Annotated in this window: 28 protein-coding genes; 17 read left to right on the top strand and 11 right to left on the bottom strand. The window is 70.0% G+C overall.

The features are described from left to right. Positions 1-113: 113 nt before the first annotated feature. A complete protein-coding gene (locus D458_RS0106300; protein WP_017585873.1) occupies positions 114-746 on the bottom strand; it encodes a YigZ family protein in 633 nt (210 codons plus the stop codon). A gap of 149 nt (positions 747-895) precedes the next feature. On the opposite strand from D458_RS0106300, the gene D458_RS0106305 reads away from it, so the two are divergent. From D458_RS0106305 to D458_RS0106320, 4 genes are all read left to right on the top strand, one after another. Next, complete coding sequence (locus D458_RS0106305) at positions 896-1,573, top strand: hypothetical protein (RefSeq protein ID WP_017585874.1); 678 nt, start codon at positions 896-898, stop codon at positions 1,571-1,573. Positions 1,574-1,613: 40 nt separating this feature from the next. After that, positions 1,614-2,306 (top strand): helix-turn-helix transcriptional regulator, encoded by a 693-nt coding sequence (locus D458_RS0106310; RefSeq protein WP_017585875.1) that lies wholly within the window; start codon positions 1,614-1,616, stop codon positions 2,304-2,306. 32 nt (positions 2,307-2,338) lie between these two features. Next, entirely contained in the window at positions 2,339-2,848 is a 510-nt protein-coding gene (locus D458_RS0106315) for a DUF3291 domain-containing protein (protein ID WP_017585876.1), read from the top strand. A gap of 66 nt (positions 2,849-2,914) precedes the next feature. Beyond that, positions 2,915-3,529, top strand: a complete 615-nt coding sequence (locus D458_RS0106320; protein ID WP_017585877.1) for a superoxide dismutase family protein — start codon at positions 2,915-2,917, stop codon at positions 3,527-3,529. Between the two features lie 37 nt (positions 3,530-3,566). On the opposite strand, the gene D458_RS0106325 is transcribed toward D458_RS0106320, so the two are convergent. Both D458_RS0106325 and D458_RS0106330 read right to left on the bottom strand, forming a co-directional pair. Then, entirely contained in the window at positions 3,567-4,274 is a 708-nt protein-coding gene (locus D458_RS0106325; protein WP_017585878.1) for a YidC/Oxa1 family membrane protein insertase, read from the bottom strand. Between the two features lie 114 nt (positions 4,275-4,388). Further along, positions 4,389-4,688, bottom strand: coding sequence for a DUF6412 domain-containing protein (locus tag D458_RS0106330; RefSeq protein WP_017585879.1), 300 nt, complete (start codon positions 4,686-4,688; stop codon positions 4,389-4,391). Between the two features lie 246 nt (positions 4,689-4,934). Here D458_RS0106330 and D458_RS0106335 point away from each other — a divergent pair, with 246 nt between their 5' ends. Further along, on the top strand, positions 4,935-5,243 hold the full coding sequence (locus tag D458_RS0106335) for a hypothetical protein (protein WP_026119047.1): 309 nt from the start codon (positions 4,935-4,937) through the stop codon (positions 5,241-5,243). Positions 5,244-5,256: 13 nt separating this feature from the next. On the opposite strand, the gene D458_RS0106340 is transcribed toward D458_RS0106335, so the two are convergent. Beyond that, positions 5,257-6,201: a sugar kinase gene (locus D458_RS0106340; protein WP_017585881.1), complete on the bottom strand. Its 945-nt coding sequence runs from the start codon at positions 6,199-6,201 to the stop codon at positions 5,257-5,259. Further along, positions 6,198-7,796: an N-acyl-D-amino-acid deacylase family protein gene (locus tag D458_RS0106345; RefSeq protein ID WP_017585882.1), complete on the bottom strand. Its 1,599-nt coding sequence runs from the start codon at positions 7,794-7,796 to the stop codon at positions 6,198-6,200. The genes D458_RS0106340 and D458_RS0106345 overlap by 4 nt, the downstream gene beginning before the upstream one ends. Positions 7,797-7,999: 203 nt before the next feature. On the opposite strand from D458_RS0106345, the gene D458_RS0106350 reads away from it, so the two are divergent. Continuing rightward, positions 8,000-8,380, top strand: coding sequence for a RidA family protein (locus tag D458_RS0106350; RefSeq protein ID WP_017585883.1), 381 nt, complete (start codon positions 8,000-8,002; stop codon positions 8,378-8,380). A 116-nt stretch (positions 8,381-8,496) separates the two neighbouring features. Here D458_RS0106350 and D458_RS0106355 read toward each other — a convergent pair whose 3' ends face one another. Further along, positions 8,497-9,147: a class I SAM-dependent methyltransferase gene (locus D458_RS0106355; RefSeq protein ID WP_026119048.1), complete on the bottom strand. Its 651-nt coding sequence runs from the start codon at positions 9,145-9,147 to the stop codon at positions 8,497-8,499. A gap of 185 nt (positions 9,148-9,332) precedes the next feature. Here D458_RS0106355 and D458_RS0106360 point away from each other — a divergent pair, with 185 nt between their 5' ends. Beyond that, entirely contained in the window at positions 9,333-9,653 is a 321-nt protein-coding gene (locus tag D458_RS0106360) for a hypothetical protein (protein WP_017585885.1), read from the top strand. Between the two features lie 113 nt (positions 9,654-9,766). Here D458_RS0106360 and D458_RS0106365 read toward each other — a convergent pair whose 3' ends face one another. After that, a complete protein-coding gene (locus tag D458_RS0106365) occupies positions 9,767-10,381 on the bottom strand; it encodes a TetR/AcrR family transcriptional regulator (RefSeq protein WP_040702205.1) in 615 nt (204 codons plus the stop codon). Positions 10,382-10,573: 192 nt separating this feature from the next. On the opposite strand from D458_RS0106365, the gene D458_RS0106370 reads away from it, so the two are divergent. Beyond that, positions 10,574-12,322: an MDR family MFS transporter gene (locus tag D458_RS0106370; RefSeq protein ID WP_017585887.1), complete on the top strand. Its 1,749-nt coding sequence runs from the start codon at positions 10,574-10,576 to the stop codon at positions 12,320-12,322. On the opposite strand, the gene D458_RS0106375 is transcribed toward D458_RS0106370, so the two are convergent. Together D458_RS0106375 and D458_RS0106380 are read right to left on the bottom strand one after the other, a co-directional pair. Further along, on the bottom strand, positions 12,313-12,762 hold the full coding sequence (locus tag D458_RS0106375; protein ID WP_017585888.1) for a GNAT family N-acetyltransferase: 450 nt from the start codon (positions 12,760-12,762) through the stop codon (positions 12,313-12,315). The genes D458_RS0106370 and D458_RS0106375 overlap by 10 nt on opposite strands. A 167-nt stretch (positions 12,763-12,929) precedes the next feature. Next, positions 12,930-14,216, bottom strand: coding sequence for a cell division protein DivIVA (locus D458_RS0106380; protein WP_026119050.1), 1,287 nt, complete (start codon positions 14,214-14,216; stop codon positions 12,930-12,932). A gap of 378 nt (positions 14,217-14,594) precedes the next feature. On the opposite strand from D458_RS0106380, the gene D458_RS0106385 reads away from it, so the two are divergent. Then, positions 14,595-15,158, top strand: a complete 564-nt coding sequence (locus tag D458_RS0106385) for a gamma carbonic anhydrase family protein (protein ID WP_017585890.1) — start codon at positions 14,595-14,597, stop codon at positions 15,156-15,158. Positions 15,159-15,275: 117 nt separating this feature from the next. On the opposite strand, the gene D458_RS0106390 is transcribed toward D458_RS0106385, so the two are convergent. Then, positions 15,276-16,193, bottom strand: a complete 918-nt coding sequence (locus D458_RS0106390) for an ABC transporter permease (RefSeq protein WP_017585891.1) — start codon at positions 16,191-16,193, stop codon at positions 15,276-15,278. A gap of 53 nt (positions 16,194-16,246) precedes the next feature. Then, positions 16,247-17,185 (bottom strand): ABC transporter ATP-binding protein, encoded by a 939-nt coding sequence (locus D458_RS33055; protein ID WP_017585892.1) that lies wholly within the window; start codon positions 17,183-17,185, stop codon positions 16,247-16,249. Positions 17,186-17,657: 472 nt separating this feature from the next. Here D458_RS33055 and D458_RS0106400 point away from each other — a divergent pair, with 472 nt between their 5' ends. The 8 genes from D458_RS0106400 (at position 17,658) to D458_RS0106435 (ending at position 22,718) form a co-directional block, all read left to right on the top strand. Further along, on the top strand, positions 17,658-18,404 hold the full coding sequence (locus tag D458_RS0106400) for a class I SAM-dependent methyltransferase (protein WP_017585893.1): 747 nt from the start codon (positions 17,658-17,660) through the stop codon (positions 18,402-18,404). Beyond that, positions 18,394-19,464, top strand: coding sequence for a class V lanthionine synthetase subunit LxmK (gene lxmK / locus D458_RS0106405; RefSeq protein WP_017585894.1), 1,071 nt, complete (start codon positions 18,394-18,396; stop codon positions 19,462-19,464). The genes D458_RS0106400 and lxmK overlap by 11 nt, the downstream gene beginning before the upstream one ends. Next, positions 19,461-20,420, top strand: coding sequence for a T3SS effector HopA1 family protein (locus D458_RS0106410; RefSeq protein WP_017585895.1), 960 nt, complete (start codon positions 19,461-19,463; stop codon positions 20,418-20,420). Before lxmK ends, D458_RS0106410 begins: the two co-directional genes overlap by 4 nt. A gap of 67 nt (positions 20,421-20,487) precedes the next feature. Further along, positions 20,488-20,640 (top strand): LxmA leader domain family RiPP, encoded by a 153-nt coding sequence (locus tag D458_RS36905; RefSeq protein WP_017585896.1) that lies wholly within the window; start codon positions 20,488-20,490, stop codon positions 20,638-20,640. Between the two features lie 25 nt (positions 20,641-20,665). After that, positions 20,666-20,839, top strand: coding sequence for an LxmA leader domain family RiPP (locus tag D458_RS36910; protein ID WP_017585897.1), 174 nt, complete (start codon positions 20,666-20,668; stop codon positions 20,837-20,839). Between the two features lie 70 nt (positions 20,840-20,909). After that, positions 20,910-21,062: an LxmA leader domain family RiPP gene (locus tag D458_RS36915; protein ID WP_017585898.1), complete on the top strand. Its 153-nt coding sequence runs from the start codon at positions 20,910-20,912 to the stop codon at positions 21,060-21,062. A gap of 109 nt (positions 21,063-21,171) precedes the next feature. Next, positions 21,172-22,035: an ABC transporter ATP-binding protein gene (locus D458_RS0106430; RefSeq protein ID WP_017585899.1), complete on the top strand. Its 864-nt coding sequence runs from the start codon at positions 21,172-21,174 to the stop codon at positions 22,033-22,035. After that, positions 22,032-22,718: an ABC transporter permease gene (locus D458_RS0106435; RefSeq protein WP_017585900.1), complete on the top strand. Its 687-nt coding sequence runs from the start codon at positions 22,032-22,034 to the stop codon at positions 22,716-22,718. Before D458_RS0106430 ends, D458_RS0106435 begins: the two co-directional genes overlap by 4 nt. The last annotated feature ends 197 nt before the right edge of the window (positions 22,719-22,915 follow it).

Consider the following 22,915-nt stretch of genomic DNA (forward strand, 5'->3'; position numbering starts at 1 on the left):
TCTCTCCCCACGAAACGATGACGTTTACGGCAAATCCTAAGCCGGGGAACGGTCAAGTGGGTACACGGAGCCCGTCACTCGTTACCGCTCCGTGAACGCACGGTCCCCGTCGGTCAGGGTCCGGGGTCGGGCTCCACCTCGATGACCGTGGTGCCCCTCACCTCGAACTCGGCCCTGCCTCCGGTGAGCTCGGCCAGTCGGACCTCGAAGTCGGGCAGGTCCGCTTCGGGCAGGGCCACCTCGATGCGGACCCGGTCCTCGTAGGCGACCTCCCGGACGGTGAGCGGGGAGTCGCGCAGGTCGCTCTCCAGCCGGCCGCCGAGCACGTAGTCGGCGAACACGTCCACCACCTGCAAACGGCGGCGCTCCAGCAGCCCGAACTCCTCGACCGCGGCGGACACCGAGTTCCCGTAGGCGCGGATGAGGCCGCCGGCACCGAGCTTGGTTCCACCGAAGTAGCGGGTGACCACGGCGACGGTGTCGGTGATCCGGCGGTGGCGCAGCACCTCCAGCATGGGCACCCCGGCGGTCCCGGCGGGCTCGCCGTCGTCACTGGACCGCTGTACCCCGCCGTCCTCGCCCAGCACGTAGGCGGTGCAGTTGTGGTTGGCGCTCCAGTGCTCCTTGCGCCGTTCGGCGATGAACGCACGGGCGGCGTCCTCGCTGTCCACCCTGGCCATGGCGCAGATGAACCGGGACTTCCTGATCTCGACCTCGTGTTCGCCGCCGCGTCTGATCGTTCGCATGTCGCCTGTTCAGGAGGGGTCGTGGTGGGCCGCACCAGTCTGCCATCCCGGAGGGTCCGCCATCTTCGGCCTCCCGCCCCGAAGGGATGGCGTTGTCCTCCTCACCCGGTTATTATCTCGAAAAGTTAGATACTTAGAAAGCGAGAGATATGGTCTCCCTCCTCTTCGCCGCGGTCGCCGCGATCCACGCGGCCCTGACCGGGTGGCTGGCGCGGCGCGCCTGGACCGACCGCTCCCCCTACCTGGCACTGGTCGCACTGGTCACGCTCGGACTGGTCTACGACAACGGGATCGTGGCGGTCGGCCGCCTGGTCGGGGAGGGGGCCCTGCTCGAAGGCCTGAACCACCCTCGCTTCCTGGTCCACGCCCTGGTCACACCGCTGCTGATCATCGCCGCGGTCGGGCTGGCACGCCGCGCGGGAGCTCCCTGGGCTCGCCCCCGGTGGGTCCACGGAGCCTTCTGCGCCCTGGCGACCGCCCTCATCGCCTACGGTCTGGCCTTCGAGGTGTCGGGGCTGGAACTGGCCGCCGGACGCGAGGGGGACGCCCTGCGCTACACGGCGGTCGAGTCCTCCCCTCCGGTGCCCTCGATCGCGGCGATCCTGGTCCTCGTCCTCGTCGGCTCGGCCCTTCTGCGCCGGGGCGGCGTGTGGATGGGCGTCGGGGCCGCGGTCATGTTCGCGGCCGCTGCGGCCCCGGCCGTGCCGCTGGTCCTGGCCAACCTGGGCGAGGTGGCGCTGATCGTCGGACTGTGCGTGACCGCCACCCGCCCGGTCGCGCCCGAACACGGCCGACCGGGCCGGGTGCGAGGGAACGACCCGGCCTGAGCCCTCCGGGCCCGACCCTCTCCGGGAGCACAATGGGGGCATGGACGACTCATCGATCGACGCCGCCCGGGCCCTCGGCGATCCCCTTCGGCGCCGGCTGTACGAGCACGTCGCGGACTCGGGGGGCGAGGTCGGCCGCGCCGAGGCCGCGGAGGCGCTCGGCATCCAGCGCACCCTGGCCGCGCACCACTTGGACCGGCTGGTGGAGGCGGGGCTGCTGGACGTGGTGCGGCGCAAGGTGAGCGGCCGGGAGGGTCCCGGGTCGGGGCGCCCGGCCAAGCTGTACCGGCGTTCCGAGCGCGAGGTGTCCATCCAGCTGCCGCCGCGCGACTACGAACTGGCCGCCCGGGTCCTGGCCGAGGCGGTGGAGCGGCACGGCGCCGAGGAGGCCCTGCACGCGGCCGCCCGGGAGGAGGGGCGGCGGATCGGCGCGGGCACCGACGCGGAATCGGTGCTGGAGCTGCTGCGCGCCCGGGGCTACGAACCGGAGGACGGGCCCCGGGACGAGCGGGGGGACGGCTCCGGCGGCGAGGCGGAGGTCAGCCTGCGCAACTGCCCGTTCCACCGGCTGGCCCGGGACTTCCCGCCGCTGGCCTGCGGCCTCAACCTGGAGTTGGTCAGGGGCATGCTCGCAGCCCACGCCGAAAGACGGGGCGGGGCGGCCCCCGAGACCCGGTTGGCCCCCGGGAGCGGTCGCTGCTGCGTGCTGATTTCCAAAAACAATATTGATTGACATAGAAGTGCGGGCCGTGGTCTCCTGACGCCATGAGCCACTCCCCGCCCTCCCCCTCCCCGCACCCCGAATCCGTCTCCCACCACCTCGCGCAGATCAACGTCGGCCTGCTCAAGGCACCGCTGGACGAGCCGTCGATGGCGGCGTTCGTCGAACTCCTCGACCCGATCAACGCCCTGGCGGACCGCTCCCCCGGTTTCGTCTGGCGACTGACCGAGGAGGGCGAGCCGGACGCGACCCGGCTGCGGCCGTTCGGCGACGACCTGCTGGTCAACTTCTCGGTGTGGGAGAGCGTCGGGGCGCTGTGGGATTTCACCTACCGCACGGAGCACCTGGAGCTCCTGCGCAGGCGGAGGACCTGGTTCGACCGGTTCTCCGGAGCTCACCTGGTGCTGTGGTGGATTCCGGCTGGTACGGTCCCCACGTTGGAGGAGGGCCGACAACGCCTGGACACCCTGCACACCAAGGGCCCCACCGCAGAGGCGTTCACCCTCAGGGACAGCTTCGACCCTCCGGCCACACCACAGTTCCCGCACTCGTAGTTATCTGGTATGCACCTTGGGTAACGTTGCGGACATCCACAGCGCCGAACACCCGGGAGTCCCGACATGCGCACCACCCCGCCCGCCGTCGGTCTGATCCTGACCGCACTTCTCGCCACCGGATGCTCGCAGGGCGCACCCTCCACCAGCGGCGCGTCCTCCACGGACAACCCCGCCGCCCAGCCCACGACCTCCCCGAGCGTGACCGCCTCGATCTTCCTCCCCCCGGGGCAGAGTGCCGGGGCGATCACCTACGACGAGACCGCGGTGCCCGAGGGCGCGACCGCGGACGTCCAGGTCCGCGTCCAGGGCGGTTCCACATTCGTGCAGTTCACCGGGACCGACCTGGAGGCGGACCGGGACTTCGGCGCCCACGTGCACACCCAGCCGTGCGGTGACGAGCCCGACGACGCCGGTCCCCACTACCAGGACGAGGTCGACCCCGAGGCGGCGGAGGGCGAGCCCTCCACCGACCCCGAGTACGCCAACCCCGAGAACGAGGTCTGGCTGGACATGACCACCGACGACAGCGGCAACGCCTACGTCACGTCCACCGTCGAGTGGGAGTTCCGCGAGGGCGAGGCCCACTCCCTGGTGCTGCACGACGAGCACACCGCCACCCACGAGGGCCACGCGGGGACCGCCGGCGATCGCCTCGCCTGTGTGACCGTCGAGTTCTAGTCGGCGCCGGCTCCGACCGGCACCGTCCGGGAACGGGTCAGTCCGGCAGAATCCGGCGCAGAGCCACCTTCTCGGCGAGTGCCCAGGTCGTCGAGGCGAACAGGTAGATCCCGGCGGCCAGCGGCACGAACGCGGCGATGACCACCGTCATGAACGGCATGTAGGACAGCATCCCGAGCACCGGGGGCTGCGCGGGACCGGCCTTCGTCATCGGCAGGACCACGTAGCGGCGATGGGCCCAGGCCACCAGGGCCAGGAGCAGCAGCAGTGCGGCGAAGACCGGGGAGACCAGGAGCCCTTCGATACCGCCGACCAGGGTGGAGCCCAGTTCGACACCGCCGAAGGTGTGCGCGAGCAGCGGCTCCTCGCCCGGGCCGGCCCCGACGAAAAGCCCGTACAGGGCGATGACCAGCGGGATCTGCACCAGGCCCGGCAGGCATCCGGCCAGCGGCGAGGTGCCCGCCTCGGCGTAGACCCTGCGCTGTTCGGCGACCATTCGCTCCGGGTCCTTGCCGTGGCGCTCGGAGATCTCGGCGAGCTCGGGCGCGATCCGGGCGCGCTGTTTCTCCGCTCGCACCTGGGCCACCCCCAGAGGCAGGAGCAGGAGGCGGACGGCCACGGTCAGGCCGACGACCGCCAGCCCGGCGGCCAGGGCTCCGGTGAGCGGGGTGAGCAGTTCGGTCAGGGCGGCGAGGACCGCGGAGAGCAGGTTGATGGCGGCCGCGATCGGCCCGAGGGTGTACAAGGTTGAGGCCCTTCGTCCGGGTGGGAAGTTCAGACGTCAGGCCGCTCGGAGCCGCAACGCGGCAGGGGCTGTTCCACGGGTCGTGTCCCGTCGGGGACCGGCCCCGGACGCTGGTCAGCGAGCGGCCGAGGGCCCCGTGCCGGGTGCTCGGGGGCGCGGTCTGCCCGCCGCGTCGGGGTCACACAGGGTGAGGACCGGGAGCTTCTTCGACCTGCGGCGCATCGCGTGCGCCGCTCCGGTGGCGGTGTCGCCGACCGGCCACAGGGCCGTACCGCGCAGGACGAGCAGGGCCAGGGCCGCGCCGACCGCCACGACCAGGAGGGTCAGGGCGCCGCCGTCCGCGCCGGGCAGCGGGAGGTCGCCCGGGAGAAAGCCGAAGGTCAGGAATTCGAAGAGGGGCAGCAGGTAGTGCACGCGTGCCCTCCCTTCCCGTGTATGGGAACCGATCCTACCCAGCCGTCATGATGCCGACAAAAGCCCTGTTCACCCCACGGAGAAATCCGCCGACACTCCGCCGTCGGTCCCCTCCTTTCGCGTGATCCTGTAGCTAAATGACACAGAGTAACCAACTCCGCACTCGGCAGCGCCTTCGGTGCCCGGCCGCGTCTTCAGTACCTGTGTCTTGAGGGCTCGCGTGAGCCCGGTGAAGAGGGGAATCCCGTGCCGATCCGCCCTGCGAACCTTGCCACCATGTCCGCGACCATCGCCGGAGCCATTTCGGGGATGACCAGCAAGGAGGAGACCGCGCCGGTCCGCATCACCTTCGAGTCCGGACACGAGCAGACCGTGGAGAACGGCGGCTGCCGTGTCCTGGAGACCGGCCAGGGCGGGGTCGTCGAGATCGACGGCGAGTCCCGGTTCGCCCTCTTCGCGGGCACCAGCTGCCAGGGCAGCCGTACCCTGGCCTCCGGCAACGGCTCCGTCCGGTTCGGCACCCCGGTCCTGGCCGGGGCCATCGTCATCGGCTAGCCGTCCGCGGCGGTCACCGCGGCGTTCCCGAGGGCGCGGACGCGGTGGCGCGAATCCTCCGGATCTCGTCCGGTACCCGGTCGAGGGTGTCCCCGTGGGAGCGCAGGACCTCGCCCGCGGCCGCGTGTCCCATGCTGAGGCGGCGGTCCGAGGGGAAGCCGTCCAGCAGGCCCGACAGGAACCCGGCGGCGAAGGCGTCACCGGCGCCGACCTCCTCCACCACGTCCACCGGCGGGGCGGGCACGAACACGGGGGCCGCCCCGCCGAAGCACGTCGCCCCGTGCCCTGCGTCCTTGACCACCAGGGACGGCACCTCGGGCAGAACCGCCCGGACGTCCTCCGCCGCGGGGGTGCCCCACAGGCGTTCGGCCTCGTCGCGTCCGACGAACACCAGGTCGGCGCGGCGGGCCAGGTCCAGGAGCACCGGCCCCGCCTCCCTCGCCGTCCACAGGGCCGGCCGGTGGTTGACGTCGAAGGAGCGCAGGGCGCCGTCGCCGGAGCGCCGGTCGAGCAGGTGCTCGCTCAGGGCGGCGGCCCGGGCGGACAGCGCGGGGGTGATCCCGGACAGGTGCACCACCCGGGCGCCCCGGGACCACACCTTTTCCCCGTCGGCGGCGGACATCACCGAGGCCGCCGAGCCCTTCCGGTAGTACAGGACCCCCGCCCCGCCGGCTGCCGTGTCCTTCACGTACAGACCGGTGGGGAGCACGGGGTCCACTTCCACGCCGCGCACGTCCACACCGCAGCGGGCGACGGCGTCGGTGACGATACGTCCGAAGGGGTCGTCGCCCACCCGGCTCACCCAGGCGGCCCGGTGGCCGAGACGGGCCAGCGCCATGGCCACGTTCGACTCGGCGCCTCCGGTGCCCACGCTCAGTCGGGTGCCCTCGGTCAGGGCCTCGGCCGCGGTGAGCACCGCCATGGTCTCGCCGACGCAGACCGCGTCGATCCGGCTCATCGGGCGTTCCTCCGGAGGGACCGGCCGGGCAGGCGGTCGGTGCGCCGCCCGTCCCGGACGGTGAACTCACCGTTGATCAGGACGTGCTCGATGCCCACCGGGGTGCGGCGCGGCTCCTCGTAGGTGGCGCGGGCGTCGACGGTGTCGGGGTCGAAGACGACCAGGTCGGCGACGGCACCGAGCTGGATGGTCCCGCGGTCGGTGAGGCCGAGCCGCTGGGCGGGCCGGGAGGTGAGGTGGCGGACGCACTCCTCCAGGCTGAGCAGTCCGAGCTCGCGCACGTAGTGGCCGAGGTAGCGGGGGAAGGTGCCCCAGCCGCGCGGGTGCGGGCGGTCGCCGACGAGGATGCCGTCGCTGCCCGCGGTGTGCGCGCTGTGCCGCATGATCGTGCGGATGTTCTCCTCGTTGCCGACCCGGAGGAGGCAACCGCTGCGGAGTTCGTCGGCGACCAGCAGGTCGGCGTAGGTCCGCCCGGGGGCCTCGCCGCGCTGTTCGGCGAGGTCCGCGACGGACGAGCCGACCGCCCAGGAGAGCGAGGGGTCGGCGGTCCCTGTGACCACGAGGGCGGACCAGTCCATGGGGACGCCGTGGTTGCCGTCGGTGCCCTCCACCTCGATCTCGTGCAGGATGCGGGCGCGGGTGCCGGGGTCGCGCAGACGGTGGAGCGCGGCGGCGGTCCCGCCCTCCTGGGCCCAGGAGGGCAGCGGGGCGCCGAGGTAGGTGGCACTGGCCCGGTAGGGGTAGCTGTCGAGGGTGACGTCGAGGCCGTAGCGGACGGTGGCCTCGTCGATCGCGTCGAGCACCTCGGGCGCACGCCCCCGGTTCTGCGGGAAGTTCACGTGGCAGTGGGCGAGGTGGAGGGGGACGTGGGCGCGGCGGGCCACGTCCAGGCACTCCTGGTAGGACTCCACGACCCTCGATCCGTAGTTGCGGTGGTGGGGACAGTAGTAGCCGCCCGCCGCGCGCACCGGTTCGAGGAGGGCGACGATCTCGTCGTCGCCGGCGTACATGCCGGGGGTGTAGGTGAGGCCCGCGGAGAGCCCGTGCGCCCCGTCGGCCATGCCCTGGGCGACCATCGCGCGCATGCGGCCGATCTCGGCGGCCGTGGCGGGGCGGTCCTCGTTGCCCACGACCGCCATGCGGACGTTGCCCTGGGGGACGAGGTAGGCGGCGTTGGTGGGTGAGCCCCGGTCGATCAGGTCCAGGTACTCGCCGACGCTGCGCCAGGAGTGGTCGAGTTCGGGGGTCCCGTTCCAGGCGGCGATCTGCTCACGAACGGGCTCGGCGGTCGCGTCGGTGACGGGGGCGTAGCCGAGCCCGTCCTGGCCCAGGACCTCCAGGGTGACCCCCTGGCAGACCTTGGCCTCGTGTGCGGGGTCGGCGAGCAGGGCGAGGTCGGAGTGGGCGTGCATGTCGACGAACCCGGGGGAGACGGCGAGCCCGGTCACGTCGATGACGTTTCCGGTGGTCCTGGCGCTCCCGGGCGGAACGATGTGACTGATGCGGCCGCCGCGCAGGACGAGGTCGGCGAGGCGGGAGGGGCCGCCGCTGCCGTCGATCACCCGCCCTCCGGCGAGTACGGTCTCGGGCTGCACTGTTCCTCCGATCCGGGTCCCCGGCACCCTGTTCGGCGATTCCGCCGTAGGCGTGTCGGTGTGGCCCAAGATACGCTGCACGAAAGAAAATTGGTAACTTTGTTGCCAATAAATGTGTCCGCGTACCGCCCGCGATTCGACACGGGATTCGGCACGAGCGCCGGCGCGCGCATGTGCACGCGACACCCGCCCGAAGGAGACACATGTCCAAGAAGGCGGTCCGGACCGACAAGGCCCCCGCCCCGGCCGGTGCCTACAGCCAGGGTGTCGTGGTCGGCGGTTTCCTGTACACGGCCGGGTTCGGCCCCCAGGACCCCGAGACCGGGCAGGTCGCGCCGACGGTGGGGGAGCAGACCACCCAGGTGCTCGCCGACATCGCGGCCGTGCTCGCCGAGCACGGCCTGACCCTGGACGACGTCGTCAAGTCCACCGTCCGCCTGGAGAACCTCAAGGCGGACTTCCCGGAGTTCGACGCCGTCTACGAACAGCACTTCACCGCCCCCTACCCGGTACGGACCACCGTGGGCTCGGACCTGGCGAACATCCTCGTGGAGATCGACGTCGTAGCCAAGCTCCGCGACTGACTCCTCTCCGGGCCGTCACCGGACATCGTTCCCCGTTCGGCCGCGAATCGACCGGCCGCCCCGGAAATCTGCTCCCCGGGGGCGGCCGGTCCCCTGTTCTCCCCGACCCGCTGTGGCTACCCGCGGCGGCGGGCCCGGACCACCAGGTCGTGCACGGTGTAGGAGGTCTCACCCAGGGTCTGTTCCGCGGTCCGCACGTCGTCGACGAGCACGTCCCACTCCCCCTCGCTCAGCGCCGCGGTCACCGCGTCCCCCTCGTAGAACAGCTCCGGGGCCGGCGGGCGCGGCACACCCGTCTCCAGGTCCTTGGGATGGTGCGCGACCACCAGGAGCTCCCCGCCCGGCGCCACCGAGGCGGCCAGGTCCGCGAACAACCGTGCCCGGGGGTTCGGGTACAGGTGCATGAACTGCACGGTGACCAGGTCGAACGGGGGTTTCGGCGGGGACCAGCGGGTCACGTCCGCCCGCAGCCAGGTGATCCGGTTCTCCACACCCTCCCCGGCCTCCGCGGCGTGCGCCGCGGCCCGGTCCAGCGCCACGGACGAGATGTCGACCGCGGTCACCTGCCATCCCCGCGCCGCCAGCCAGAGGGCGTCCGCTCCCTCCCCCGCGCCGACGTCCAGCGCGCGGCCGGGCACCAGCCCCTCCGTCTCGGCGACCAGGTGCCGGTTGGGCCGCCCGCTCCAGATCCGGTCGCCGGACCGGTACTTCTCGTTCCAGTACTCCTCGCCCCATTCATCGGGCCGGGAATCGTGTTCCTGGGTCATGTCGTCGACCACCTCCGCCCCCACTCTGCTCAGCGATCGGACGAGAAGCGAGTTCCCTTGCCGGAACGGCAAAAGAGTGAGAAGTCGGGTCGGGGCCTCAGGTAATTCCCAGAACCACACATCAGCCACATGTATCCCATTGACCGTTCGCAATCCCCCGATCACAGCAACTCAGAGGACCCACAATGATCATCTGGCGCGGCTGGGGCATTCTCGTCCTGCTCATCGCGGCGGCCATCGCCGTTCCCTGCGGCATCGTCGCCGGGAGCCTCATGGGCTCCCAGGCGTCCGGCCTGGGCGGGGCCGTGGGCTGCGTTCTCGCCGCCGTGGCCGTCTACTTCGTCGGCCAGAAGCTGAACGCCCCCAAGCAGGGCTTCCACCCCGCCACCGGCCAGCCGGTGGAGTACCGCAACTCGCACACGTTCTTCTTCGTGCCGATGCAGTACTGGGCGTTCATCCTGCCGGTCGTCGCGGTGGCCATCGCCGCCACCGCCTTCCCCCTCTAGTGGCTCCGCTCCGCGCGGCGCCCCGGGGCCGCCCCCGCCCCTCTTCTGCCTGAGAGGGGCGGGGGCTTCTGCGATGCGGGTAGGACCCGGCGCGGACCCGGCCGGGCTCCGGCTCAGTCCTGGTCCGGCTCGGAGGCGTCGAAGTCCTTCAGGCACAGCTCCAGCAGGGCCAGCACCCGCCCCGTGAGCTGTTCGCGGTCGTGCGCGCGCAGAGCGGTCGCGCCCTCCACCCGCCGGACACGGCCCACACCCAGCAGGACGGCGGCGACCAGCGAGGCGTGCACGCGCGCGTGCGGTCCGCCCAGGTAGACGGCGAGCGGGTCGATCAGCGCGTTCTTGAGCCGCCCCTGGTAGACCGACTGGAGGTCGGGATCGCCCGCCGAGTCGTCCAGCGACAGCTGCAGCGGGGTGCCCTCACCGTGCAGGCGGCCGACCGAGTGCTCGGCCAGCCGCTCCGCCAGGTCCTCGGGCGCGCCGTCCTCGATGAGCCGGGGGAAGACGCCGTCCTCGCGCAGGATCTCGGTGAGCAACCCGGCCTTGGAACCGAAGTAGCGGTTGATCAGCGCGACGTTCACCCCGGCGTGCGAGGCGATCTTGCGTGAGGAGACCGCACCGTACCCCTCGCTGGTGAACAGCGCCTTCGCACTGGCGAGGATGCGTTCCCGGGTCGCCTCACGACCGCGCGTCGGCGCCTCGGCACCGCCTCCGGTCTCGTCCGGACGCTCCATCTGCACACCCCTTGGTGGCTGTGGTCTGGCTTTCGGAACACCAGGGTGACACCTCGGTACACCGCACGCATACCGGAACGGTCCCAGAGATACCGATTTGACAGGTCAACAGCGTTTACATATACCTGAGGTGGATGCTTGCCCCCGGTGCGTGTGCCGTGGGGCTTTCGTGCGTCCGGAATCGGGGGCCTCATGGAACAGTCAGTACGCGGGACGTCCACGGAACGGGACCCTTCCCCCGGCCCCGGCTCCGACCCGTCCGCCTCCCGGCCCGCGCAGGACCCCCCGCCCGCCGCGGTACCGGTCGAAGCCGCACCCGAGTACCCCCCGCGCCCGGTCGTGCGCCGCATCATGGTCGGCCTCGTCCTGGCGATGCTCACCTCGATGCTCACCAACTCGATCATCGGCACCGCCCTGCCGACGATCATGGGAGAGCTCGGCGGACAGGACCGGCTGGCCTGGGTGGCGACCGCCGCCCTGCTGACCATGACCGCCTCCACCCCGGTGTGGGGCAAGCTGTCGGACATCTGGGGCCGCAAGCTGCTCTTCCAGATCGCCCTCGGCATCTTCATCGTCGCCTCGCTCGCGGCGGGCTTCGCCCAGGACATCAACTGGCTGATCACCGCCCGCGCCCTCCAGGGCCTGGGCGTCGGCGGTCTGGCCACACTGCCCAACATCATCCTCGGCGACGTCGTCTCGCCCCGCGAACGCGGCCGCTACAGCGGCCTGATCGGCATGGTCTTCGGTGTCTCGACCGTGCTCGGACCACTGGTCGGCGGCTTCCTCGTCGACAGTCCGCTCGGCTGGCGCTGGTGCTTCCTCATCACCGTCCCGCTCGCCGTGGTGGCGTTCGGCGTCATCCAGTTCATGTTCAGGATGCCGTTCGTCCCGCGCCACAAGCCGACCGTCGACTGGCTGGGCGCCGGACTGATCTTCAGCGCCGCCAGCACGGTGATCGTCCTTCTCAGCCTGGGCGGCACGCAGATCCCGTGGAACTCCCCGGCCGTCTACGCCATGGGCGCCGCCTCCGTGCTGCTGACCGTCACCGCGGTCCTGGTCGAGCGCCGGGCGAAGGAACCGATCATCCCCACCCGCCTGTTCCGCGACCGCACCTTCGTGCTGGCCTCCGCGGGCTCGGTCACCGTGGGCATGATGATGTTCGGCCTGATCATCTACATGCCCCAGTACCTGCAGATGGTGCACGGCATGAGCCCGACCGTCTCCGGGCTGATGACCCTGCCGCTGGTCGCCTCGTTCCTGCTCACCTCGATCGGCTCCGGTTTCGCGATCAGCGGCACCGGCCGGTGGAAGGCCTACACCGTCGTCGGCATGGTGCTGTGCGTGATCGGCTTCACCGTGCTGAGCATGACCCGGGTCGACCCCGGGCTGACCACGGTCGTCGTGGGACAGATGCTGGTGGGCCTCGGCTTCGGGCTCAACATGCAGATCCTGCTGCTGGCCACCCAGAGCTCGCTGCCGGTCAGGGACATGGCCTCCGGGACCGCCTCGGTCACCTTCTTCCGCAACCTGGGCGGGGCCATGGGTGTGGCCGCCTTCGGTGCGGTGATGGTGAGCAGGCTCAACGCCGAGCTCGCCTCCGCGGCGGCCGCTGCCCAGGAGGCCGTCGCCCTGGACACCGAGAACGGCACCGACTCGGGCGCCGAGGCGCTCTCGATCGGTCTGGAGGAGGCCGCGCAGTCCGCCCAGGGGTCCCCGGAACTGGTGCACTCGCTGCCCGGACCCGTGCGCGAGGTGGTGGTGGGCGCCTTCGACCACGCGATGCAGGGTGTGTTCGTGGCCGGTGTCCCCATCGCGGTGCTGGGCCTGGTCGCGGTCTCGTTCATGAAGGGCGTTCCGCTGCGCGGCGGCGGCCCGAAGAAGGGCGCCGGGGCCGCGAGGCCCGGAACGGCGGCGGAGAACGGGTCAGCGGCTCACAGGTAGCGGCGGAAGCCCTCGGCCGAGTTGTCGAAGCCCAGGGAGGCGTAGAAGACGTGCGCACCCTGGCGGCTCTCGTGGGAGAGCAGCTCGACCTTGTAACAGCCCGCGCGCGTGGCGCGGTCCAGGGCGTCCTCCATGAGGGCCCTGCCGATGCCCTGGAGCCTGGTGTCGGGGTCGACGACGAGGTTGTCGACCACCGCCCAGGGCTGGGCGTCGTGGGTCAGGTTGGCCACCACCAGCAGGTCCAGGGTCCCGATGATCTGTCCCCGGCGCTCCGCCACGAGGACGGTGCGGTCGGGGTCGTTCTCCATACGGGTCCAGGCGCGTACGGCGGCGGAGGACATGCGAACGTGCGCGCTCTGCGTGTGGGTGGTGTCACCGAGTTCGCGCAGGAGACGCAGGATCGCACCGAGGTCGGACCGAATGGCCGCGCGGATAATCATGGCTGTCGGCATCGTAGCCGACAGCCTGCGACAAGGCGGACTTCACCCTACAACTGGCCACAAAACGCCACGGGTGTTCCGCGCAATGCCCGCCGGACACGCCCCAAGGGCGGGACCCGTTGGTCCCGCCCCCGCGTCGCACCGGACCGAGTCCGGTTCGGCACCGGTCAGGGCTTGCGGATGACCCGGACTCCCTCGTCGCCCGTGGGCGGCTGCTGCTGCCCCTCGGGACGGCGGTAGACACCGGTGATACCCGGGTCCCCTGCGTCCTCGGGCGGGCCCGCCGGGGGCTGCTGCGGACCGCTCGGCTGCTGGTGTCCCTGGGGTCGGCCGCCCGGGGCCGGCCCGGTGAAACGGTTGCCCTGCGGGGGCTGCTGAGCGGCGGGCTCGGGGCCGCCGCCCTTGCCCTCCTCCTGCTGGGGCCCCGTCGGCTTCGCGCCCTCCGGCTTGGCCTGCGGGACGGGCTTGATGCGCACCGTCGCCTCGTCCGGCTCCTGCTGGAGCGGGGGAAGCCTGGTGGTGGCCTCCTCCTTCACCGGCTGCGCCGCGGGCTTGGGCGCCTCGGGGGCCTTGGCCTCCGGAGCCTTGTTCTCCTGCGGCTTGTTCTCCGGCGCCTTGGCCTCGGGCTCGGCCGCCGGCTTGGGCTGCTCCGAGCCCTGCTGACCCGGGTTCTGCTGGCCCTTGCCCTGCTGCGCGGGGTTCTGCTGGCCGGGGTTCTGCTGGCCCTTGCCCTGCTGCCCCGGGTTCTGCTGGCCGGGGTTCTGCTGACCCTTGGGGGTCTCGGCCGGAGCGGGCACCGCGTCCTCGCGGGACAGGCCCGCCTCCAGGGCACCGGCCTTGTCCTCGGCCGCGACCAGGTCGGCCAGCGTGGAGTGCATGTCCTTCAGGCGGCGCAGCGCCTCGGCGTGCGTGGCCGTCAGCGTGGCCAGACGGCGGTCGGCCGTGTCATGGATCTTCTTGGCCCGGGCCTCGGCCTCGCTCAGACGGCGGTCGCCCTCCTGCTTGGCCTGGTCACGGAGCTGGTCCGCTTCCTTCTTGGCTCCGGCGACCATCTCGTTGGCCTCGGCGCGCGCGGAGGAGACGATGCGCTCGGCGTGCTCCTCGCCGTCCTTGCGGTGCTTGGCGACCTCCTCCTGGGCCTTCTTCTGGAGCTCCTTCACCTCGGTCTCGACCCGGGAGCGACGCTCCTTGGCCTCTTCCTCGGCGATACGGAGGATCTCCGCCATGCGCTCGCTGATCTGCTCGTGCTCAGGCTTGACCTGAGCCTTCTCGCGGGCGATCGCGAGGTCGCGCTTGTACTGCTCCAGTTCGTCGTCCATCCGCTGGAGACGCTCGCGGAGGTCCTTGAACTGGTTGTCCATTCGGACGTAGTAGTCGTCGACGTGCGCCTTGTCGTAGCCGCCCTTGCGCACTGTCGGGAACCTGTCTTGCTGCAGTCCGCCGCCCGGCAACATATCGCTCATGTGCCTTTCATGTCCTTAACACCGTTGACTGCGCGTCGCAGACGGTGTGATTTGCCCCGTGTCCATTTGTCATCAGAACACCCATCGAGCCTGTTCAGCGAGATTTGCCCGGGTGTGTCCTTTTTCGTACTCCGGTTCGGCGCGATGAGGGGCACCGGCCGAGAGCGGAGCGTAACGCCGTGGGCACCGTCCAAACGACCAAGGTAGGCACGCGCTGCGCCGCGGCGTCAAGAGCCCTGACAGGTACATCGCCGTGCGGACCCCGGTCACGTTCTTACTAAGGTATGCGCGATCATCCCCGCACGGGGGCCGAGCGGTCAACTTCCTGCTCTCCAGCCCCGGGGGACCTACGTTCGGGAGGACCTTGACATGGGCAGCGCGACGGACGGACCTGCGGCGGAGCGGGATCCGGGACCGCGGGTCGGCGGGGCTCCCTTCGGTGAGCCGGAGATCCACCCCACCGCCTGGATCGCCCCCGGGGCGGTCGTGGTGGGACGTGTCCGGCTGGGCGCCGGGAGCAGTGTCTGGTACGGGTCGGTGCTGCGTGCCGACACCGAGGACATCGTGGTCGGTGACAAGGTCAACATCCAGGACCAGTGCGGACTCCACTCCGATCCCGGGCAGCCCGCGATCCTGCACGACAACGTGAGCCTGGGCCACAAGGCGATGGTGCACGGCGCCGTCGTGGAGGAGGGAGCCCTCATCGGCATCGGCGCCATCGTCCTGGGCGGCGCCCGGGTCGGCAGGGGCGCGCTGGTCGCCGCCGGTTCGCTGGTCGCACCGGGCAAGGTCGTCCCGCCGGACACCCTCTGGGCCGGGGTCCCCGGCAAGGTCGTCCGCGAGCTGAACGACGACGACCGCCTCGTGCTGGAGCACACTCCCACCGCCTACGCGGCCTACGCCGTCCAGCACCAGGACGTCGTCTGGCGGTGACCCGCCGGGGCGGCCCTCCCGGACACGACGGAACCCGGTGCGCGGACGGTGCCGTGTACCGGGTTCCGTGTGCGAAGAGGTCGTGGGGCGGTGTCGGGTCCGGTCATCGGAACGGTCTCAGGCCTTGCGGGGGTCCCAGCGGAAGTAGCGGTGCACCAGGTAGCCGAGCACCGCGATCCACACCAGCTGGACACCGATACCGGGCAGGGCGAGGGTCCACAGCTCCAGGGTGCCGACCGCCTGGGCGTCCTCGGGGTGCCCGAAGAAGTCCATGCCGTGGAACCCGGAGCGGAGCATGTCCACAGCGGGAGCGATCGGCAGGAGGCGCAGGACCGCGGCGACGGAGTCCGGCACCGCCTCCAGGGGCACCATCACACCGCCCATGGCCAGGGTCAGGAGTACCGGCACCATCGCGGCCATCTGGGCGATCTCACCGTTGCGGACCAGCGGCGTAATCAGGGTTCCCATCAGGGTCAGGGAGACCGCGCTCAGGAACAGAGCCAGGAGCATCATGGCGAGGTTGGAGGGCGTGCTGCCGGACATGTAGACCAGCACCGCGCCGTACACCAGTCCCATTGCCAGTGACAGCACAACGATGAGCCCGATCATCGAGCCGTGGATGGCGGCCGGGGAGACACCGCCCACACGCAGGCGCTTGAGCACCAGGTTCTCGCGCCGGGTGGTGAGGACGTTGGACGGGTGCATGAGGCCGAGGGCGATGGAGACCGCCATCAGGCTTCCGGACATGAGGTAGCCGATGATGGTGACGCCGGGGGCGACCTCCTCGTTCTCCATCGTGAAGAAGGGGATCATGAAAGCCGCGGGCAGGATCAGGTAGAGCAGTGCGGTCTTGTAGCGGACAAAGAGGGTGAACTCGGTCCGCAGCAGCGTCAGTGCCTGGCTGAAAGAGCTCCGAGGGGCGTAGGCCGGGGCGGCCGACTCAGCGGGGGCGATGGGGACGGTGGGCGCGGACTCCGCCGCGGCATCCGGCTGAAGGTCGGGGGTGTTCTTCGTCGAGGTCAGAGTGTGTGCCATCTGAATCGTGCCAATCCTGTCTGAGGGGCGAGCGCTGGGAGGGTTCGGGTTCTCTACTCGGCGGTGCTGTTGTCAGTGCTGCCGTCGGCGATCCGGAGGAAGACGTCTTCGAGGGTCGCGCCGCGCACCTGGAGCCCGGCGAGCTCAACCCCCTGCTCATCGGACCAATCCATGAGCTGGCGGACCGCGCGGTGCGCCCGGTAGCTCCTCTCTTCACCGAGGACGGTGTAGCTGGCCCGAGGGTGGCCGTCACGCACCGCGAAGTCTGGCTCGCGCCCTTCCAGGGACGGCAGGTCGTCGCGGCGGACGCTGTCCGGCACCCGGAAGGCGATCTCGTCGCCGCGTTCGGCGAGCACGGACTGAATGGTGCCCTCCACCCGGACCTCGCCCCGGTGCATGATCGCCAAGCGGTCGGCCAGCTGCTCGACCTCGTCCAGGTAGTGAGTGGTGAGCAGGATCGCCACACCCTGCTTCTTGAGGTCGTCGATGATGCGCCAAGTATCCCGACGGCCTTCGGGGTCCATCCCGGTGGTCGGCTCGTCGAGGTAGAGCACCTGGGGCCTGGTCACCAGGGCCGACGCGAGGTCGAGGCGGCGCTTCTCACCACCGGAGAGCTGTCGGACCAGTGTGGAGCGCTTGTGTGTGAGCCCCACGACCTCCAACAGCTCGTCGAGGGGGCGGGGGCGGGACGCCAGCCGGATGGAGAGGTCGAGGGCCTCCTGGACGCTGAGGTCCTCGAACAGGCCGCTGCTCTGCAGGACGGCGTTGGCCCGCTCGCGCAGCTCACGCGGCTGCTTGTAGGGGTCGACCCCGAAGACCCGGACGGTTCCACCGCTGGGTTTGCGGAAACCCTCCAGGGTCTCGATGGTGGTCGTCTTGCCGGCGCCGTTGGTGCCCAGCAGCCCGAACAGCTCTCCGGGAGCGATCTCGAAGGACACGCCCTTGACGGCCTCGAAGTCGCCGTAGCGCTGACGTAGATCGCGTACTTCCACGACGGGGCCGGAGACGCCCTTTCCACCTGCCGAGACATCGTTCGTTTCGTTTTTCCTGCGCGCTGTGATCATGACCCAATGATTACCCACGGAAATGACAAAATCAACCGAAAACAAGCCACCCAGGAAAAATGAACTCTTTCTTGTGATCGGCCGCACAAATACCATCGAAAACGGTTTCGCGCACTAGCCGTTCGACCAGCATTCGCCCTGGACACAAGACCAGGAGGCGACCAATCACCCCCGGTCAAACCTGCCATGATCTGCCAATACAGGAACCACGAAGCCCTCCGAAGCAACCTCTTCACACGACAACAGGAATTCCAGCCAACACCGGCCTCGACTTTGGATTGGCCAACAGAAGAAAAAGGGCTAGCGCACATATGCAGCAAATTCCGACAAGATGGGAACCAGATCGAACGAAGCAGGCAGGAACGAAGAGATAGGGGACAGGGCATCAGCCCAGAGAACGATGCAGACGGTGAATACTTACGGTGATTCGCTCGCCGGGATCTACGACATGATCTACCCGACGACCCCCGAAGCCGACTACGCGGCGGAGTACATCAGCAAGCTGGCACCCCAGGGAAGCGTTCTCGAACTGGGTGTGGGCACCGGCCGGGTGGCTCTGCCGATGGCGGACCGCGGCCTGAAGGTCCACGGTGTCGAGGCTTCCGAGGAAATGCTCCGCAAGCTCAAGGAGAACGACCCCGAAGGCCGGGTCCAGAGCACTCTCGGCGACTTCTCCGAAGAACTGCCCGAAGGCAAGTTCGACGTCACCGTCAATCCGCTCAACACCTTCTGTATGGTCCCCGACGCGGAGAAGCAGCTCAACACCCTCCGGCTGATGCGAGAGCGGACGGCCGACCACGGTGTGGTCATCCTGGAGACCTACGACCCGCTGGTCTACCACGGCCTCGCCGACGGCACCAAGACCGATGCCCGGCACCTCCAGGACGGCCAGGTCGGTATCTACACGACCTACGTCGACCGCACCTCCCAGGTCGCCGTCGTCGTCCAGACCTTCCTCGGCTCCGACCAATCGCCGGGCCGGGTCGTCGAGCTCAGCCGCTACGTGTGGCCCTCCGAACTCGACCTGATGGCCCGTCTCGTCGGACTCCGGCTGCGCGGCCGCTACGCCGGCTGGCGCGAGGAACCCGTCACCCACCACACCGGCCACTTCGTCTCCGTCTACGAGGTGGCCGGCGATGACGAGTAACCGCACCTCCTTCGATCCCATTCCGCTGGAGGACGCACCGGAGGTCAACGCCCTGCTCGAACGGATCGATTTCGGCCCGTTCGTGGAGGAGACCCTCACCTCCTACCTCGGACGCAACGACATCTGGGCCGGCAGCACCGAGTCGGGCCGGGAGGTCTTCGTCAAGCGCGTCACCGGTCCGACCGCGGACGTGCGCTCCCGCCTCAGGCGCATCGCCGCTGTGGATGAGCTGATCAGCGGCCGCGACGACCTCCCGACCCCAAAGTGCCACGCGGTGGACACCGAGACCGGCCTCGTCGCCTTCGAACTGCTCGAAGACGTGGTCAACGGCGCCGAACTGGCCAAGGACGACCTCTTCACGGAGGAACTGGCCGCCGACGCCGGTCGTGTCCTGGCCGCACTGCACTCCCTGGACGTGCCTGAGGGGTTCGGGTCCGACGGCGCCTTCGACGGACCCGAGCCGGCCCGCCCGCTCACCTCCATCGACCTGGAGACGTACGCGTCGGCGAGCGCCGGGGAGCTGGACCTGTGGCGTCTGCTCCACGACGACCAGGAGGTGGCGACCGCTCTGGGTTCCCCCATCGGTGGACCGAAGCGGATCCGTTCCTCCCTCATCCACGGCGATCTGCGCCTGGACCAGTTCCTCAGCGACGGCGACATCCTCTATCTCACCGACTGGGAGGAGGCCAGGCCGGGCGACCCGGCCGCCGATATCGGCGCCTTCGCCGGTGAGTGGCTGCACCGCGGCGTCCTCGCCATGAGCACCGCGGAGGACGACCCGGTCGCCGGCGGCACTCGTCGCTTCGAGCTCCTGCGCAGCAACGTCGAGGAGTTCTGGGCCGCCTACCTGGCAGCGCGGCCGGAGGCCGGTAAGGACCTCCAGCTGCCCGTCCGCGCCACGGCCCACGTCGGACACCACCTGTTCACCCGGGTACTCGCCGCCTCGCAACAGAGCTCGTACCTGACCCCGCTGCAGAAGGCCGCCGCGGGAGTGGGCCGCCAGGCCCTGCTGAAGCCTGAGGACTACACCACCGCCATCGGACTGGGAGGACGACCGTGACCACGGAGCTGAGAACACGCCCGGCCCTGTCGGAGAGGCTGCGCGACGCACTGCGAACCGTCACCTTCGCACCCGACCTCCGGTTCGGGAAGGTGGGCGAGCACAGGTTCGAGGGCGATGTGCCCAGGTTCCTGCAGCGGAGCCTCGCGCACACCCTCTACACCGCCTTCCACACCGGGCAGCCCGCCCGCAAGGGCAAGCGCTCCCCGGCCATCACCGACCCGCGCCTGGTCAAGGACCTCCGGTCCGCGGTCCCCCATTCCACCAGCGTCATGACCGCACACGGTGTGGCCGGCTCCGACTCCCCGGACGAGGCACTGGCACTGCTGGGCGGGGTCCGGGTCCGGGTGCCCTGGGACCTGGTCACGATGATGGGTCCGGAGACCGCCGAGGTCCGCGTGCCCTCGGTCCTGCCCAAGCGCTCCCCCGGGTTCCTTCTGGTGCACGGTTCGGGCGGGCATTCCCTGCAGGACCAGGAGATCCTCCGCCTCTACTTCAGCGTCCCCGAGCACACCTGGGCCCCCCGGGTCTGGGGGCGCCTCCTCACCCTCCTGGAGGGGTCGGGGGTCGGCTACCAGGCCAAGGTCCTGTCCTCGCGCTCCTCCTATCCGAGGCACGACGCGATCGTCGTCTATCTCGGCCAGTCCTCGTGGCTGGCCGTTCCGGGCCTGGTCGAGGGGATGGCCGGAACCGAAGGCCTGGGGGACGGGGGCTCGCTCTACGTGGCCCGTCTGGCCCCCGGCATCGGGTGGGCCTGGGAACCGGACGGATCGCAGGTCGACAAGAACAACCTGAGCTTCGGCCAGCACCGTTCCCGGATCATCGCCGAGGCGCTGATCCGTGCACAGGAGAACGGTTCCGACCGCGAGGACGAGGTGGCCCGGGCGCTCGCCGACAGCGGTGTTCCGCCAGAAAGCCCGCACCGGAGCTACCACTCCCCCGACATCGGCCTCTGAGGCCGTACAGACTTCGGGCGCCCAATCCCGGCGCGTCCGATGCAGAAAACAACCGAAAGGAACGCCCATGGGCGAGAAGACCCCCTTCGAAGGCGTCGACAACTACACCGACCCGGCCGAGATCACCAAGGACCAGGACGTCGAGGAGCCCGAGGCCACCCCGGCCAGCATCGCCCTCAGCGTCGGCTCGATCGTCGCGACCCAACACTGGGGCTGCTGACCAACTCCACCCGAAGGAGAACACCATGAGCACCGAAACCCTGATGAACGGCGCCGACAACTACACCGACCCGGCCGAGATCACCAAGGACCAGGACGTCGAGGAGCCGGGGGTCGTCGTCACCACCGTCGTCCCCGGCCCGATCACGATCACGATTCCGCCGATCTCGGTGACGGCCACGGTTCGCATCGGCTGCTGATCCGGCACCGCGACCAGACCACCGACCAGTCATTCACCCCAGCAATTCACTCAAGAAAGAAGGAAACCCCATGGCTGAGAAGACCCCGTTCGAAGGCGTCGACAACTACACCGACCCGGCCGAGATCACCAAGGACCAGGACGTCGAGGAGCCCGAGGCCACCCCGGCCAGCATCGCCCTCAGCGTCGGCTCGATCGTCGCGACCCAACACTGGGGCTGCTGAGCACCCTGATCGCACCGATCAAATGACGGGATGAACCGCCGGGGTTGCCGACGCCGAGAGGCTCTGGCAACCCCGCGGTCCCCCGCGGACACCGAAGGAAGGAGCACGGATGTCCCCCCGAATCGAGGTCAGAGACCTCCGAACGTCCTACGGACAGCGCGAGATCCTGCACGGTGTGGACCTCGACGTCCGCCAGGGCGAGACCCTCGCCCTTCTCGGCCCCAACGGTGCCGGAAAGAGCACCACGATGGAGATCCTCGAAGGCCTGCGCGGGCGCGGCTCCGGCACGGTGAGAGTCCTCGGCCGCGACCCGGAATCAGCCGACGACGCCTGGCGCGGCCGAATCGGCGTCGTCCTCCAGACCTGGCGGGACCAACGGGACTGGACCGTCGAGTCCCTGCTCCGTCACACGTCCCTGTACCACGAGAAGCCCGTCGACCTCGAAGAACTCGCGGAACGGATCGTACTCACCGACTTCCTCGGCCAGAAGATCCGTCACCTGTCCGGTGGCCAGCGGCGACGCATGGACCTGGCACTGGCCCTCGTGGGCCGGCCGGAAATCCTTTTCATGGACGAGCCCACCGTCGGCCTGGACCCCGAAGCCCGGCGCGCCTTCCACGACGTCGTGTCCTGGGTCGCCGCCGAGGAAGGCGTCACGACACTCTTCACCACGCACGACATGGCCGAGGCCGACCGTCTGTCCGATCGGATCGCCATCCTCACCGGCGGACGGGTCACCTTCACCGGAACGCGCGAGGAATTCTCGGGCTTGCACGGCGCCGGCGACACCTCCGTCCGCTGGACGGAGGGGGGCCGAAGCCACCGGGAACTCACCTCGGACCCCTCAGCCCTGATCACCGGGCTGCGGAACCGGCTGGGTTCCAACGTGCCCGGCCTGGAAGTCCGTCGCCAGAACCTCGAGGACTGCTACCTGGCGCACGTCCAGTCCCGGAAGGAGGCCTCGACAGCATGAACACCCGAATTCTCCGAGCGGGGGCCGACCGCTTCCGGACCGAGACCCGCATCATCCTGGGCGACCCCAACCGCATCCTGCTGAACTTCCAGCTGCTGTTCGTCGCCATCTACGTGACGACCTGCCTGCTGGCCTCGCCCGACGCGGACTCGGATCAGTTCCTGACCTCACCCTCCACCCTGGCCATGACGTTCATGATGCTGGTGCTGGCCCAGGGCGGGACCTTCTCCGTGGCGCAGAGCGTGATCTCGGCGAGGGAGAGCGGAACCCTGCTGCATCTGCGCCTGCTCCCCGGCGGACTGGCCGCCTACGTCGTGGAGAAGTGCCTGCACGTACTCTGCATGAGTCTGGTGTCCCTGACCGCTCTGCTGCTCACGGCCTTCACGGTCGGCGGGATGACGCCCCACACCTCGTTCGCCTCCTGGCTGACGGCCCTGGGCTTCCTCACCCTCGGCTTCCTGTTCTTCATCGCCCTCGGCCTGGTTCTGGGAGCGGTGCTCCCGGACGGGGGCGACCTGATCGGCTACACCTCCCTGGGCGTGTACGCGGTGGCCGCCGCCGCGGGCACCGGAGCGATCGCCTACTTCCCCGCACCCCTCCAGTACGCCCTCCGTTTCCTGCCCTTCGAATGGATCGTGAACGGGATCGACGCGGGCCTCACCGCAGGCGTGCCTCTTGGATAAATCAACGGCAACCACTGGAACCCCCTGCTCGCGCTGCTGCTCACCGGCGCCTGGACGGCGTTGGCGCTGGCGGTGGCCGTCCCCCTGCTCCGACGGATGACCCGGCGCGCGTCGGGCTCGGACCTGGCCCGCTGCCAGGAGAACGCCCAGAACCGGACGTTCGGCTGACCGCGGCACCCCACCCCATAGGAAGGAAG

This window comes from Nocardiopsis ganjiahuensis DSM 45031 (genome assembly GCF_000341085.1).
In the GTDB taxonomy this organism is placed as follows: Bacteria; Actinomycetota; Actinomycetes; order Streptosporangiales; family Streptosporangiaceae; genus Nocardiopsis; species Nocardiopsis ganjiahuensis.

Bases quoted from the DNA above. Each gene is read 5' to 3' on its own strand.
- D458_RS36915 (WP_017585898.1), top strand. From the start codon at position 20,910: ATGGCTGAGAAGACCCCGTTCGAAGGCGTCGACAACTACACCGACCCG.
- D458_RS0106310 (WP_017585875.1), top strand. From the start codon at position 1,614: ATGGACGACTCATCGATCGACGCCGCCCGGGCCCTCGGCGATCCCCTT.
- D458_RS0106365 (WP_040702205.1), bottom strand. From the start codon at position 10,381: ATGGAGCGTCCGGACGAGACCGGAGGCGGTGCCGAGGCGCCGACGCGC.
- D458_RS0106340 (WP_017585881.1), bottom strand. From the start codon at position 6,201: ATGAGCCGGATCGACGCGGTCTGCGTCGGCGAGACCATGGCGGTGCTC.
- D458_RS0106355 (WP_026119048.1), bottom strand. From the start codon at position 9,147: ATGACCCAGGAACACGATTCCCGGCCCGATGAATGGGGCGAGGAGTAC.
- D458_RS36905 (WP_017585896.1), top strand. From the start codon at position 20,488: ATGGGCGAGAAGACCCCCTTCGAAGGCGTCGACAACTACACCGACCCG.
- D458_RS0106315 (WP_017585876.1), top strand. From the start codon at position 2,339: ATGAGCCACTCCCCGCCCTCCCCCTCCCCGCACCCCGAATCCGTCTCC.
- D458_RS0106350 (WP_017585883.1), top strand. From the start codon at position 8,000: ATGTCCAAGAAGGCGGTCCGGACCGACAAGGCCCCCGCCCCGGCCGGT.
- D458_RS0106390 (WP_017585891.1), bottom strand. From the start codon at position 16,193: ATGGCACACACTCTGACCTCGACGAAGAACACCCCCGACCTTCAGCCG.
- D458_RS0106400 (WP_017585893.1), top strand. From the start codon at position 17,658: ATGCAGACGGTGAATACTTACGGTGATTCGCTCGCCGGGATCTACGAC.
- D458_RS36910 (WP_017585897.1), top strand. From the start codon at position 20,666: ATGAGCACCGAAACCCTGATGAACGGCGCCGACAACTACACCGACCCG.
- D458_RS0106430 (WP_017585899.1), top strand. From the start codon at position 21,172: ATGTCCCCCCGAATCGAGGTCAGAGACCTCCGAACGTCCTACGGACAG.
- D458_RS0106380 (WP_026119050.1), bottom strand. From the start codon at position 14,216: ATGTTGCCGGGCGGCGGACTGCAGCAAGACAGGTTCCCGACAGTGCGC.
- D458_RS0106370 (WP_017585887.1), top strand. From the start codon at position 10,574: ATGGAACAGTCAGTACGCGGGACGTCCACGGAACGGGACCCTTCCCCC.
- D458_RS0106305 (WP_017585874.1), top strand. From the start codon at position 896: ATGGTCTCCCTCCTCTTCGCCGCGGTCGCCGCGATCCACGCGGCCCTG.
- lxmK (WP_017585894.1), top strand. From the start codon at position 18,394: ATGACGAGTAACCGCACCTCCTTCGATCCCATTCCGCTGGAGGACGCA.
- D458_RS0106320 (WP_017585877.1), top strand. From the start codon at position 2,915: ATGCGCACCACCCCGCCCGCCGTCGGTCTGATCCTGACCGCACTTCTC.
- D458_RS0106375 (WP_017585888.1), bottom strand. From the start codon at position 12,762: ATGATTATCCGCGCGGCCATTCGGTCCGACCTCGGTGCGATCCTGCGT.
- D458_RS0106385 (WP_017585890.1), top strand. From the start codon at position 14,595: ATGGGCAGCGCGACGGACGGACCTGCGGCGGAGCGGGATCCGGGACCG.
- D458_RS0106435 (WP_017585900.1), top strand. From the start codon at position 22,032: ATGAACACCCGAATTCTCCGAGCGGGGGCCGACCGCTTCCGGACCGAG.
- D458_RS0106360 (WP_017585885.1), top strand. From the start codon at position 9,333: ATGATCATCTGGCGCGGCTGGGGCATTCTCGTCCTGCTCATCGCGGCG.
- D458_RS0106300 (WP_017585873.1), bottom strand. From the start codon at position 746: ATGCGAACGATCAGACGCGGCGGCGAACACGAGGTCGAGATCAGGAAG.